General features: G+C 61.1%; 7 protein-coding genes. 2 read left to right on the top strand and 5 right to left on the bottom strand.

Translation table 11 applies throughout. The annotated features are described in order from the left end of the window. The first annotated feature begins 184 nt into the window (after positions 1–184). Complete coding sequence (locus tag F7D01_RS12000) at positions 185–2,749, top strand: EAL domain-containing protein (RefSeq protein ID WP_251566806.1); 2,565 nt, start codon at positions 185–187, stop codon at positions 2,747–2,749. 99 nt (positions 2,750–2,848) lie between these two features. Here the strand turns inward: F7D01_RS12000 and F7D01_RS11995 are convergent, their stop codons facing one another. From F7D01_RS11995 to F7D01_RS11975, 5 genes are all read right to left on the bottom strand, one after another. Continuing rightward, positions 2,849–3,979: a hybrid sensor histidine kinase/response regulator gene (locus tag F7D01_RS11995; protein ID WP_215227767.1), complete on the bottom strand. Its 1,131-nt coding sequence runs from the start codon at positions 3,977–3,979 to the stop codon at positions 2,849–2,851. Then, positions 3,976–4,542 (bottom strand): chemotaxis protein CheB, encoded by a 567-nt coding sequence (locus F7D01_RS11990; protein WP_215227766.1) that lies wholly within the window; start codon positions 4,540–4,542, stop codon positions 3,976–3,978. The genes F7D01_RS11995 and F7D01_RS11990 overlap by 4 nt, the downstream gene beginning before the upstream one ends. Then, positions 4,539–5,378 carry a protein-glutamate O-methyltransferase CheR gene (locus F7D01_RS11985; RefSeq protein WP_215227765.1) on the bottom strand — a complete coding sequence of 280 codons (840 nt, stop codon included), beginning with the start codon at positions 5,376–5,378 and terminating at the stop codon, positions 4,539–4,541. Before F7D01_RS11985 ends, F7D01_RS11990 begins: the two co-directional genes overlap by 4 nt. Continuing rightward, a complete protein-coding gene (locus tag F7D01_RS11980) occupies positions 5,363–8,689 on the bottom strand; it encodes a response regulator (protein WP_215229797.1) in 3,327 nt (1,108 codons plus the stop codon). Before F7D01_RS11980 ends, F7D01_RS11985 begins: the two co-directional genes overlap by 16 nt. A 430-nt stretch (positions 8,690–9,119) precedes the next feature. Further along, on the bottom strand, positions 9,120–11,327 hold the full coding sequence (locus F7D01_RS11975; RefSeq protein WP_215227764.1) for an alpha-galactosidase: 2,208 nt from the start codon (positions 11,325–11,327) through the stop codon (positions 9,120–9,122). A 186-nt stretch (positions 11,328–11,513) separates the two neighbouring features. On the opposite strand from F7D01_RS11975, the gene F7D01_RS11970 reads away from it, so the two are divergent. Beyond that, positions 11,514–14,327 carry a TonB-dependent receptor gene (locus F7D01_RS11970; RefSeq protein ID WP_215227763.1) on the top strand — a complete coding sequence of 938 codons (2,814 nt, stop codon included), beginning with the start codon at positions 11,514–11,516 and terminating at the stop codon, positions 14,325–14,327. The last annotated feature ends 66 nt before the right edge of the window (positions 14,328–14,393 follow it).

The raw sequence follows: 14,393 nt of genomic DNA, 5'->3' as shown, positions 1-14,393 counted from the left end.
TGCGCGAGCATCTTTCTCTCATGAGATAGTATCTCCTGTATTGCAACTCATGAGTGCGTTTTCGCGGGCTCGCTCTCTCAACGGATCGCTTGAACGAGCGGGCAGCAAGGCAGGCTCGCGCGGCCGGGCACCGGGAAAATCTTCGGTAAATCGATTCATAAGACTTGCTCGTTATTCGCGGCGCGTGGACGCATCTGCACATCCTACCGCGCTGGAGGAAAGCGCTCGACTGGCGGCTCTGGCTGATCTTGCGATCCTCGATACCGAGTCCGAGCGTGAATTCGATGCGGTCACCAGGGTCGCGGCGTCGGTCCTCGGCGTGTCCAGTGCAGCGGTCAGCCTGATCGACCGGGACCGGCAGTGGTTCAAGTCCCGCCATGGGATCGATTTCACCCAAACGCCCCGTGACATCGCCTTTTGCGATCAGGTCGTCGCGCGCCGTGATCCGCTGGTGGTTCCCGACGCCCTCGAAGACGAGGCATTTTGTAACAATCCGCTCGTCGTTGCGGAGCCTCGGATCCGCTTTTACGCCGGTGTCCCGCTTTTCCTGAAATCCGGCCATTGTATCGGCAGCCTTTGCGTCCTCGACGATCGGCCCCATCACAATTTCGGCGATGCCGAACTCCAGTTTCTCTGGGAACTCGGATCGATCGTCGAGGAACTGATCGAGGCGCGCAAGGCACGCTCGCGGGCCGACATCGCGGCGGAGGTGGTCGCATCTACACCCGACGCTGTTGTTGCCACCAATCGCGCGGCCCAAATCGTCTTCTGGAATGAAGCTGCCGAACGCATGTTCGGCTGGCCTTTGGATCAGGCGCTGGGCCAGGACATCACTCTGATCATTCCGGATTGGTTTCGGGACGACCTTAGCGACAGGGTCGAAGCCGCCGTCGCCAATGGTCCTACCCATTGGGCGAGCAAGTTCGTGGAACTCGAGGCGTGGACGAAGGGCGGCACGAACTTTCCGATCGAGCTTTCGCCTGCAGCCTGGGGCGACGACGACCACGGCGGATATGCAGCGGTGGTGCGGGATATCACCAAGAGGAGAGCCCTTCAGGCCGATCGTGACGCCAGCAAGAAGTTCCTGGACGCGGTAGTGACGAACCTCCCCTCGATGCTCTTCGTCAAGGATTCGCAGACACATCGATACCTTCTGCTAAACAAGAAGGCGGAAGAACTCGTCGGACGATCGGCGGAAAGCATGATCGGCCGGCACGACGCCGAGCTCTTCCCTTCCCGCGGTGCAGCCTTCAAGCAGAACGATGCCAGGGCCGTTGCCAGCGGCAAGCCGGAGCAGGCGGAGTCCACGTTCGAGCGGGACGATGGCTCCATGGTCGACATCAGGACCACGCGCGTCCTAGTCGACGGTCCGGATCGGCCGGGCCAATATCTTCTCGGACTGTCGGAGGATGTAACCGAAATCCGGCTGTCCGAATCGGAACGCCTAAAGCTTGCACGGTACGATACGCTGACGGGTTTGTTGAACCGGGCCAGCTTCCTCGAACAGGTCGACAAGCTGATTGCGGACGGAGTTCGCTTCGCCATCCTCAATGTCGATCTCGACCGGTTCAAATCGGTCAACGACCAGTTCGGCCACGTCGTTGGCGACGAGGTATTGAAACTCGTGGGCCAGCGGATCGGCATGCTCGCGGACGAAGAGACGCATGTTTCACGGATAGGGGGCGACGAGTTCGTATGCGTCCTCACCGGACAGGCCTTGCGGAAACGTGCCCGTTGCATCTCCGAAAGCTTGATGGCCGGGGTCAGTGCGCCAATCACCGTCGGCGGGATCACCGCCCATATCGGAGCATCGATCGGGGTCGTCGTCTATCCGGATGACGGCGACTCTCTCGAAACGCTCCGCCAGCATGCAGATCTCGCAATGTATCGGTCGAAGCAGGATGGCAGAGGCGAACCATGCTTTTTCGACGATGCGATGGATGCGGCGGAGCGGGATCGGCGCAAGCTCGAAACCAATCTGCGCACGGCCATAGAGGAAGATACCATCGATGTCGCTTTCCAGCCGATCGTCGATGCCTCTACCGGTGAGGTGATCGGGTGCGAAGCGCTCGCGCGCTGGACCGAAGCCGATCGGGGCCCGGTGCCGCCGGACGTGTTCATATCGCTGGCGGAAAACTGCGGCCTTATCGAGATGCTGGGAGAACAGGTATTGCGGCGCGCCTGTCGCGAAGCGCAAAGCTGGCCCGAACATATCAAGATCGCGGTGAATCTTTCCCCGCGCCAGTTCTTCTCGGGACGCTTGGTCGATACCGTCCTTGCCGTGCTGGCGGACACGGGCCTGGCGGCTGATCGACTGCAGCTGGAAGTGACCGAGAACCTCGTCATTCAGAACGCCGAGGAGGCCTTCTCGCAGCTCGCACTACTTAAGCAGAACGGTATTCAAATTTCGATCGACGATTTCGGGATCGGCTATTCTTCGCTAAGTTATTTTCAGACGTTTCCCTTCGACAAGGTCAAGATCGATAAGTCGTTTATCGGGGAAGTCGAGGATTCACGCGCTGCCAAGGCGATCGTCACCGCCGTGGTCGGCCTGGGCGAGCAGCTTTCGATGAACGTTGTCGCCGAAGGTGTGGAGACTATTGCTCAGCAGAAGTTGCTGCGCAAGCTGGGCGTCACCCATCTCCAAGGCTATCTCTATAGCGAACCGTTAACCAGCGAACAGGTTACGAGCTACCTATCGCAACAAGTCGCGTCGCCGGTCGCCCGAGGCCTATTCGAACTCGTATAAGCGGTGACAATACGAACGTTGATGAGTGGGCCGAACTAGAACCCACCGCTTCGTTTGCGTTTGAAAATCTCTCTCCCCAAGAGTAGATTTCCCGGTGTATCAGCGCGCAATGGGCAGGCGTATTTCGAAGGTACTTCCCGCACCCGGGGCACTTCTCAGCAGTTGGATCGTGCCATCATGCAGTTCGACGAGCTGCTTGACCAGGGCCAGCCCGATCCCAAGTCCGTCGCCCCCGATGCCCATTCCTGCATCCGATTGCTCGAACATGTCGAAGATCCGCGACTGCTGATCGGCCGGGATGCCAACCCCATTGTCGGATATGGCTATGCTCACGCTAGTCGCGTTACCGGTGACCGTGACCTCGATCCGCCCGCCTTTCGGTGTGTACCTCGCCGCGTTGCCGACGACGTTCCCGACGATCTGGATGAACCGAGCTGGATCGACGTCCAGCTCGATCGGGTCCGTGGGTAGCACCACGTCGAGCGCGTGATGTCCCGCCTCGATCGCCGGCCCCGCAACCTCCAGCGCCGCCGGCATGATTTCGCTCACCAGCACCTTTTCCCGCCGCAACGAAATTTTGCCGCGTTCGATACGATTGATATCGAGAAGGTCGTCGACGAGCCGGATCATGTGACTGAGGTTCTGCCGCATCGATTTCCGCACGGTATCCGTAGCAGCGCCGTCGGACTTCCGTTCGAGGATGTTGAGCCCGGCCGTGAGGACCGCCAAGGGGTTGCGCAGTTCGTGGGCGAGCACCGCCAGGAAGCGGTTCTTTTGGTGATCGGCCGCCTGCAGTGCTGCGGTAAGCCCCTCCAGTTCGTCGCGCTGGGCCGTGATTTGCCGCCGCTGGACGAACAGGTCGTAGAACACCCTCGATTTCGAACGCAGGATGTCGGCTTCGATCGGCTTTTGGATGAAATCGACCGCTCCCGCCTCGTACCCGCGGAAGCGACGCGTGGCATCCCCGCTACCCGCCGTCAGGAAGATGATCGGGATATGCCGGGACCTTTCGTTCGCGCGCATGAATTCCGCCAGCTCGAACCCGTCCATGCCCGGCATCTGCACGTCGAGCAGCGCCAGCGCATATTCGTTCGCCAGCATCAGTTCGAGCGCATCTTCACCGCTGCGGGCCTTGTGCAGTTCGAGCCCGTCGCGCGCGAGCAAGGCGTCGAGCGCGAGGAGGTTTTCCTCCAGATCGTCGACAAGCAGGAATTTGACAGGATCGGTCATCGCGCGATCATCGCCTCCAGAACAGGTCCCATGTCCTCAAGGAGCATCGTTCGCGAGCCTGGGCACGCGGCACGGGCAGCCATCGGCATAGTCGCAACTTCCGCCGTTTCCGGGTCCTGAACGATGCCGAGACCGGCTGCCGCGCATACCGCCCGCAGACCTTGGGCGCCATCGCTGTTCGCTCCTGTCATGACTATCCCGGCCAGCCCCGCCCCGAAGGCATCGGCCGCGCTTTCGAACAGCACGTCGATCGCCGGGCGCGAATGGTTGACCGGTTCATCGGACGAAAGGGCGATGGTCCCGTCGGTTTCGACGAGCAGGTGATAATCCGGCGGCGCGAAATAGATCGTGCCGGGCGCGAGCGGCTCCTTGTCCTCCGCTTCCTTTACCCGGAGCCGGCACTTTCCTGCAAACAGATCGACCAGTGCATTTTCACGCCGTGGCGGAATATGGACGACGACGAGAACGGGGGCGGGAAAGTCCTTCGGCAATGCAGGCAGCACTTGCGACAACGCCTGAACGCCCCCTGCGGACGCGCCGATGACCACGGCCTCCAGGCTCATCGCGCGTTCCTCCGGTATATTTTCTCCGTCCGCACGAATTCGGAAAACATATCGGAATGGGTGGAAAAGCGCAGGCTCTCCTTCGATCCGAGACCCAGAAAGCCACCGCGAGCGAGCGATTCACCGAAAAGGCCGACGACCCGGTCCTGCAGTTCGCGGTCGAAATAGATGAGAACATTGCGGCAGGAAATCAGGTGCATCTCGCCGAACGCCGCGTCCGTTACCAGGCTATGGTCGGAAAACACCGCCCTCTCCCGCAACGACTTGTCGAAGACGGCCCTGTCGTAGTCAGCGGTGTAATGGTCGGAGAGGGAGGAGTGCCCACCCGCCAGGCGATGGTTCTCCGTAAACAGGCGGATTCGGTCGAGCGGATAGACCCCGGCCTGCGCAGCACGCAGTGCCACCGGATTTATGTCGGTGGCGTAGAAGATGGTGCGATCCGCCAATCCCTCTTCCGCGAACAGGATCGCCAGCGAATAAAGCTCCTCGCCGTGGCTGCACCCGGCGATCCATACCTTCAGCGAAGGATAGGTGCGCAGATGCGGCACCACCTTTTCGCGCAGCGCCCTGAAATAGGAGGGATCGCGGAACATCTCGCTGACCTGCACGGTAAGGAAATTCAGCAGCTTCGGCAGAATGGTCTCATCGTGCAGGACCGCCGACTGGATGTCGGAGATGCTGTCGTAGCCCCACTGGCTACGCGCCTGTAGCAGCCGCCGCTTGATCGATGCCCGGGCGTAGTGCCGGAAGTCGTAGTGGTAGTGGCGATAGACCGCATCGAGCAGCAGCTGGATCTCGATGTCCTCGATGCTCTCGCCTGTCACCGCGGCATCCATACTCTGACCAGCGACAGCAGCCTGTCGACGTTGATCGGCTTCGCCATGTAATCGTTCGCACCTGCATCGATGCACTTGCGCTGATCGTCCGGCATCGCCTTGGCCGTCAGCATGACGATCGGCAGTTTCTTCCAGCGACTGTCGGCGCGGATCGCGCGCGCGGCGGTCAATCCGTCCATCACGGGCATCATCACATCCATCAGGACGAGGTCGATCGCCTTGTCGGGATCGCCGGCCGCCTCTTCCAGCGCATCGAGCGCCTCCTGCCCGTTGCGCGCGATCCGTGTCAGCGCCCCGCGCGGCTCCAGCACGCTGGTGAGAGAATAGACGTTGCGCACATCGTCTTCCACGATCAGGATCCGACGCCCCTCCAGGGCCGCATCGCGGTGGCGCGCCTTCTCGATCATCTGCCGCTGCTCCGGCGGCAGATCGGATACGACCTGGTGCAGGAACAGGGAAACCTCGTCCAGCAGCCGCTCGGGCGATTTGGCACCCTTGATGATGATGGAGCTGGAATAGCGGCGCAGGCGCTGCTCTTCGTCGGCCGACAGGTCCCGACCGGTATAGACGATGACCGGCGGAAGCGGTCCCTCGCCCTCCTCGCTCAGCGTCTCCAGCAGAGAAAAGCCGGAGGCATCGGGTAGCGCGAGGTCGAGCACCATGCAGTCGTACTGCCCGTCGCGCAGTTCCTCCAGGCACTCGGTAGCGGTTCCGACGCCGACGGTTTCGACGTCCTGCGTTCCCAGCAGTCGGCCCACCGCCTCGCGCTGGACCTCGTCGTCCTCCACGATCAATACGCGCCGCACGCGTGTCGCCAGCTTGTTCTGCAGCGATGCGAGCACTTCGGCCAGCTGTTCGCGCGGCGCGGGCTTTTCCAGGAAACCGATCGCGCCGAGCGCCAGTGCGGTCTGCGCCTGGTCCGATCCGGAAATGACATGGATGGGGATATGCCGCGTGCCGTCTTCGTGCTTCAGCCGGTCGAGCACGGTCAGGCCGGACTGGTCCGGCAGGCCGATGTCGAGCACGATCGCGCTCGGCCGGTATTCGCGGGCCAGATCGATCGCCTCCTGCGCCGTGCCCGCGACGATGCACTGGAACCCCATCTCGCGCGAAAGATCGCACACTATGCCCGCGAACGTCCGGTCGTCTTCGATGACGAGCAGCAGGCGCTTGCCTTCGGACAGGGCCTCCCGGTCGTCGTCGATCGGCGCGGAACTCCCCGAAGCGGGGGCCGGTGGTGCAGAAGTGGACGATGGCGATGCGGTTGGCGCGGGCGACGGAACATTGTTTTCCGAGACAGCCACCGGAACCTGGCGCGGTGCGACCGTGGCGGGGTCGTACACCGCCGGCAGCGTTACGACGAAGGTGCTCCCCTTCCCTTCCTCGCTCTCCAGCCGGATGCTGCCGCCCAGCAGACGCACCAGCTCGCGCGAGATCGAGAGGCCGAGCCCGGTGCCGCCGAACTTGCGGCTGATGGTGCCGTCGGCCTGGCGAAACGCATCGAAGATGGCCTCGCGCTGTGCCGGGGCGATGCCGATGCCGGTGTCCACCACCGCGAAATCGACCGTTCCCGCTTTCCCTGCGGAGATGGACAGTGTCACGCTGCCCTGCTCCGTGAACTTGATCGCATTCGCCAACAGGTTCTTCAGCACCTGTTCCAGCCGCATGCGGTCGGTTTCGATCGATCGCGGCGCATCGGGTTGGAGCGCGATCTCGAACTGCAGGCCGCGCTGCTGCGCCAGCGGCTCGAATACCTTGCGCAGGTCCGCGGCCAGCCGCTCGGTCGCCATCGGGGCGGCCTCGATCTCGACGTGACCCGCTTCGATCTTCGACAGGTCGAGGATGTCGTTGATGAGGGTCAGCAGGTCGTTGCCCGAGGACTCGATGGTCCGCGCGAACTTGACCTGATCGGCGGTCAGGTTCCCATCGGCATTGTCGCCCAGCAGCTTGGACAGGATCAGCAGCGAATTGAGCGGCGTGCGCAATTCGTGGCTCATATTGGCGAGGAAGTCCGACTTGTACTGGCTGGCCTGTTCCAGTTCGCGCGCCTTCAGCTGCAGCGACGCCGCCGCGCGAGCCAGTTCGTCGCGTTGCCCTTCCAGCGTCTGCGCCTGCTCCTCCAACTGGGTGTTGGTCTGTTCCAGCTCCACCTGCTGAAGTTCCAGCCGGGCCTGCGATTCTTTGAGCGCGTTGCCCTGTTCCTCCAGTTCCTCGTTCGAGACCCGGAGTTCCTCGCTCTGGGCTTGGAGTTCCCCGGCCTGCCGCTGTGTTTCTTCAAGCGCATCCTGCAGCCGCTCGCGGAAACGCGCCGAGCGCAGCGCAACGCCGACCGATCCGGCCACCGCATCGAGCAGTTCGCGCACGCGATCGTCCACATCGTCGAAATAGCCGAGTTCGACCACGGCATTCACCGATCCTTCGTTGAAGGCCGGTGCCACCACGAGATGGCGCGGCGTGGCGCTGCCCAGCGCGGAGCCGATCTTGAGATATCCGTCCGGAATGTCCGACACGACGGTCGCCTGCGAGTCCGCCGCGACCTTGCCAAGCAGCCCTTCGTTGAGCGCGAACGCCTCCGGCACCGCAGCGCTGTCGGGAACGCCGAGCATCGCGACGCGGTTGAAGTGGCCGCCCTCGCCCTTGAACAGCGCACCGGCCTGCGCGCCGGTTCGTTCGGCGAGGAAAGACAGCACTGCCTCGCCCAATTGCGATACGGTTTTCTCGCCCCGCATCGCCTCGCTCAGATCGACCCGCGCGGTCTGGAGCCAGCCCTGCCGCTCGCGAGTGCGGTTGTTTCGCAAAACGAGGATGAAGATCGCGATTACCAACCCGATCCCGATCAGGCTGGTAATGACGGCGCTGAGAATCGCGGCGCGCGAGGCAGCGGCGAGTTCAGCAATCCGTTGTTCTCGTTCGCCCGTTTCCTCGCGGGTCATCTGCGCCATTTGCTGACGGATGGCATCCATGGCGATTTTGCCACGGTCGCTGTCGGTCAGCGCGATCGCCGCCTCGATACCGCCTTCGCGACGCGTCCGGATGGCAAGTTCGGAAAAGCGGAACTTGGTGGCGACGGTGTTTCGAAGCCTGTCGAGATTATCGCGTTGGACGGCGCTGTTTCGTGTGAGAGCCGCGAGTGCGGACAACTCCTCCCGCGCAGCGGCAACCCCTGCGTGGTAGGGTTCGAGGTACTGATCGTGCCCGGTCAGAACATAACCGCGCTGGCCGGTTTCTATGTCGAGCATGGCGATCATGAGGTCGTCTAGCGTCGTCAGAACCTCGTGCGTGTTGCGGATCCGCGTCTCGTTATCCCGCATGTCGAGCACGTTGGAATACGAGGCGATCGCGCTGATGACGAAGAAGCCGATTCCTAACAGGAGGCCGACGACGGACCATCCGGTCGATGCATCGCGGATTTCCCGCTTCAAGAAAGTTTCTGGCAAGGGTCTCGAACCTTAAGGGCGGGGTCCCGCCATACGAAAGCGGCGCAAGGGCAGGCAACCCTTTTCGGTCAGGATCAATCGATCGCGGCGCCTCACCGAGGCAAAGCCAGGAGTATGCTTCGGCCTTTTGGGTGACCGCCGGTCCGGATGCAGCATGTCGGCGGCGTAGGTATACGATTTGCCCCTTCCCATGCAGCGTTCGCCCCGCATTGGATGAGAACCCCGAAACATCGGAAACGGTAACCCAATGCGCGCCTGCGACTTTGCTCCTCAGTCGTCGACGATTAGAAAAATCCGGTTCCGATTATTGACGGGTAAAGATCAAGCCGACTCCCTGAAAATCCCCGCGGAGCGGGACATCGATTCCGTGATGCATCCAGTAGGCACCGCTCGCCTCCGTTGGTGTCGCAGATGCCATAGGTTCGCCATCCATGCGCTCCACTGTATATCGGGCATCTTCATCCAGGCCTTGAAGATAGATGGAGCGGCGCGGATCAAGCCGGTGAGTTCCCTGGACGAGGGCGAAGAGTGCGGCCTGACTTCGATCTGGCGCCACATAAAGTGTGGTCGACCTTACGTCGCCTTCTTCAGGCCGGTCGATCCGGTAGAGATCTCCTCGCTGCACCGTCGCGCGGATCCGCTTATAAGCGGCGACGTAGCGCTTCGCCGTAGCGAAGTCTTCCTGCTTCCATTCGGTCAGATCGTTCCCGATTCCAAGTCCGCCCTGCATGGCGGATAGAAAGCGAAAGGATAGCGGGGTCGACCGCCGGTTGACCCAATTCGGACTGTCGGTGACCCACGCCATCATCACCCCCGGGTCGTAGGCCTGAGTGTATCCGTCCTGGATCAGAAGCCGGTCGACTGGGTCGGTGTTATCCGACGTCCAGACCTGGTCGGTTCGCTGCATGATGCCAAGATCGATCCGGCCGCCGCCTCCCGAACAGCTTTCGATCTCCACCCCCGGATGGCGTCGCCGCAACTCGTCGAGAATATAATAGAGATTGCGCACATAGCGTACGTAAATCTCCTGCTGCTCATCCACGGGCACACTCGGCCAACCGGGTTCCGACCAGTTGCGGTTATAATCCCACTTGAGGAAGCGGATGTCGTTCTTCGACAAAAGGTCGTCGAGTACTCCGAGAAGATGATCACGTACATCCTGCCTCGCGAGGTTTAGAACGAGCTGATTACGTCCTTCGGTGCGCGGCCTGCCTTCGAAGTTGATCACCCAGTCAGGATGGGCGCGATAGAGCTCACTGTCCGGATTGACCATTTCTGGTTCGACCCACAATCCGAATTCCATTCCCCGCGCCTGAACATGATCGATCAGGGGCTTGAGTCCATTTGGAAATTTCTCCGGATTGACCTGCCAATCGCCCAGCCCGGCATGATCGCTATTGCGTTCACCGAACCATCCATCGTCCATCACGAAGCGCTCTACGCCGATTTGCGCCGCCAGGTCGGCCAAGCGCATTTGACCGGCCTCGTCGACCGCAAATTCGGTGGCTTCCCAGCTGTTGTAGAGGACCGGGCGGAGCGGTAAGCGACCTTCATGCCGAGGCAGGATCGACTGGCGTTGGAAGCGATGAAATACGCGCGAGGCTGCGCCCATCCCCCCATCGGAGTAACCCGCGTAGAAAACCGGGGTCTCTAGGGTTTCCCTCGGCGCAAGCGAGTAGGCGAAATCGAACGGATTGAAGCCACCTGTAATCCGCGTACGCCCAGCGACGTCTCGCGCCACGCCAATCCGCCAGGACCCGCTCCAGGCGAGCGCTCCGATCCAGGCAGGGCCCGACTGCTCCGTTGTTTCGCCATCGACCGTTATCATGAACCACGGGTTGTTCTCGCTACCGGTCGATCCGCGGCGGCTCTCGAGCACGGTCCCGGCGGCCGAAACCGGCGCGTCGCCCCGTTGCCATTCGGCAGCCCATCGTCCGGTCGTATAATGAAGCCGATAGCGTTCATCGACTGGAAGCGTATATCCGGCAGCGGCGGCGCGATCGATCCGAACGCTCATGTCCCCATCGTTGCGGATTGATGCCGAGCGACCGATCACTCCGGTATCGGGATCGATCGTATAATGAAGGATCACCGTAAGCGGGCGCTGAATATCCTGCAGTTCGACCGTGACTGCATCGCGCTCGATCTTATGCGAGCGATAATGCAGCACCAGATCGCGATTGCCGTCCGGCCATGCCACTTTGAGCGCGGGATCGGCGAAGAGTCCCCCACCCCACCCGGCATATTCCTGCGGAACGACGTTGGCAGTAACATCGAAACCCGACAGCCCGCCAATTTCGGGGCCGTCGATCGGATCTTCCGCCTCGAGCCGTTCGCCCCAATAAACGCTCTGCAACAGATCGTCCCGACTCACTTTGAAGGCGTATGTTACGTCACCTCCGTCGAGACGAAATACACGCCGTTCGGCGTCGTAGCTCGCCTCGGCCTGGGCCCCTTCCACGGGCAGCGTGAGAATCATTGCGAACCCGATTGCGGACAGCGCGAAACGCATTCTTCCCTCCCTCAAATCATACAATTGCGGCGTGCGGTCCGTCTGTGGGTGGCGACGGGCATACGGATTATATATCCACCAGCGGTTGTGGACCGAAGAAAAGCCCTCGACAAGCCCTTCATTATATCATATTTAATTTGGTGTCGAACCACATGGGGGAGGATAACAATGCACGCTAGAAAACTTTTGCTGGCCAGCCTGCTATCAGGCGTGGCGCTGAACATCGTGGCTCCGGCATCCGCTGCCGCGATGTCACCCGATGATCAGCCGCCGGCAGGAACCACTACCACCGATGATGCCGAAGAAACCGGAAGCACGACGCAGCCGACCGGAGAGCAAATTCCCGCTGGCGAGGCGGATGATAACGTCATTGTTGTAACAGGCATCCGGGCGTCTCTCGGCAATGCGCTTGATCTGAAGCGCGAGACCATCGGCGTCGTCGACGCGATCTCGGCAGAAGACATCGGCAACTTTCCCGACGCCAACATCGCGGAGTCGCTCCAGCGTATAACCGGGGTCGCGGTCGACCGGGTAAACGGCGAAGGCAGCGGCGTAACGGTTCGCGGATTGGGACCGGAATTCAACACCGTGCTGCTCAACAACCGTCTGCTCTCGACAACTGGCGGCGGCAGGTCGTTCTCGTTCAATATCCTTCCCTCCGAACTCATCTCAGGCGCAGAGGTCTACAAATCGTCCGAAGCACGCCTCCAGGAAGGCGGAATCGGATCTACGATCATCCTTCGAACCGCTCGTCCTACGGATCGTGCAGGATTTCACTTTGCTGGAAGCATTGCTGGCCAGCATGACAGCACGGCAGACAAGATAACCCCGTTCGCCTCTGGATTCATCAGCCAGTCCAACGACGACCAGACGTTCGGCATCCTTGCCAGCTTTGTCTACGACAAACGCATCTCGACCCTATCCAACATCTCCACCGATGGCTGGATCATCAATCAGAACATCGACAGCGATGGAGACGGGGTGAACGATACCGCCTCGGGCCCGGGGACCGGGGTCGCCTTGCCGCGAACGCTCAACTTCACCTCTACCCATAACGACCGCGAACGCATCGGCGGGACGTTTGCGCTCGACTACGCGCCTTCGGACACACTGCGGCTGGAACTCGACGCCCTTTACACCCAGCAAAAGACGTCCAGCGTGACCAATCAGCTCGGCTACTATGTCGATCCGGGACGTATCACGAGCGCGACGATCAATCAGAACAACACCGCGACGCAGTTTACGGTGCTGCCCGCAACCCCAACCGCGGGCCTCGCGTCTGACAATATCCTGGCAACCAATCCGGAGGATGCGCGCACCTATCAGATTGCGGCCAACGCGCAGTGGAATCCGGCCGACGATCTCGAAATCGTATTCGATGCGGCGCATTCAAACACCCGAAGCGGGGCGGACCAGCTTTTCTATGTGGTGGGGACGCGCCAAATCGGCGTTACGCCAACCTTCGTCCTAGATGGGCCGGATGGGTTGCCCACGATGACCAACGTGCTTGCCCCGAACGACAAATCGGCGCCCCGACTCCACTGCTGCTCGGAACGCGGCGGGCGAAATTCGGACACCATCAATCAAGGGACTATTGATGCCACCTGGGATCTCAGCGGCTTTCTCGACCGGATCCAGGGCGGGCTTTTGTTCACAAATCGCAAGAAAACCACGATCTCGCGTGAATCTCCCGAACCTCTCGGTTGCTTCTACTGCGGGTACCAGGCAGTTGCGCCTTCCAACCTGTTCAGCGATTTCAGTGCCAATGTGCTGGGACGTGATCTGACGTGGCTGACCTACGATCGCGACGCGCTCGTACAGTTTTACGGCTCCGCCGCGGCGGTGAATCAAGTAGGCGGCAACTCCCCCGAGGCGATTGCGGCCCGCGAGCGTTTTCTCGCAGTCTACCAGGGCAATAATAACAGCCTCGACCCGATCGACCGCGACCGCGGGTCGGGTACCGTGCGCGAAAACACCTTCGCGGCTTATCTCCAGGGTTCCGCGGAAGGCAATTTGGGCCAAATGCCCTACACCCTTCTCGCGGGCGGCCGCTTGGTTCATACCGATGTCCATGTGACCGGCTATTCTGTTACATTGCTCGATGTGATCCAGAACCCGGCCGATCCGACGGCGGCGGTTCCCGTCTATAGCCCGACGATCCCGGTCGATGCCGACAACAAGTATACCTACCTGCTTCCGTCGCTCAATTTTCGCCTGAACCTGACCGACGACCTGGTATTCCGTCTCGCCGGTTCACGCACGCTCACGCGTCCTACGCTCAGCCGGCTTGGACTGTCGCAGAGCTTCGTTTTCCGTCCGCCGAACTCCAATACCGTCAGCGGCGGGAACCCCAACCTTAAGCCGTTCCTCGCTTGGAACGCCGATGCGGCAATCGATTATTATCTCAGCCGCACGAGCTATGTGAGCCTGACCGGTTTCTACAAGAAACTGCAGAATTTCATCATCTCTGGACAGCAGTTCGAGAACTATTTCGGCCTGACCTTTACGGCGAACCGGCCCTACAACGCACAGGACGGCGAGGTGTACGGTCTGGAAGCAGCAGTTCAGACGACCTTCGATTTCCTGCCGGCGCCGTTCAACAATATGGGCGTAACCGCCAACTACACGAAGGTCGAAAGCTCCATCCGGTTCGATCCATCGCTCAGCAACCAGACTTTCAATGTCGAAGGGCTGTCCGATACCGCCAACCTGATCCTGTTCTACGAGGATGATACCTTCCAGATCAGGGGCGCATACAACTGGCGCGCGCCGTTTCTTCGTCAGACGTTCGGACCGCAGAGCCAGCCGGAGAATATCTTCGGTTACGACCAGATCGACCTAAGCGGCTCGATCAAGTTCAACGATCGTGTGTCGCTGTTCGCAGAGGTCTTGAACCTGACGAACGAGGATTTCCGCAGCTATTCCCGGTACGAGGAGCGACTGATCACGGTTTCCGACCAGGGCCGTCGCATAACCGTCGGCCTGCGCGCAAATTTCTGACACTGACAGGGCTGCGGTCTCCGAATAGGGATCGCAGCCCGTTCTTCACCAAAACAAGCCCCGAGG

Origin of the sequence: Erythrobacter sp. 3-20A1M (assembly GCF_018636735.1) — a bacterium.
GTDB lineage: Bacteria > Pseudomonadota > Alphaproteobacteria > Sphingomonadales > Sphingomonadaceae > Alteriqipengyuania.
The sequence above is the reverse complement of the archived record's forward strand: the minus strand, read 5'-3'. Positions and strand labels throughout refer to the sequence as shown.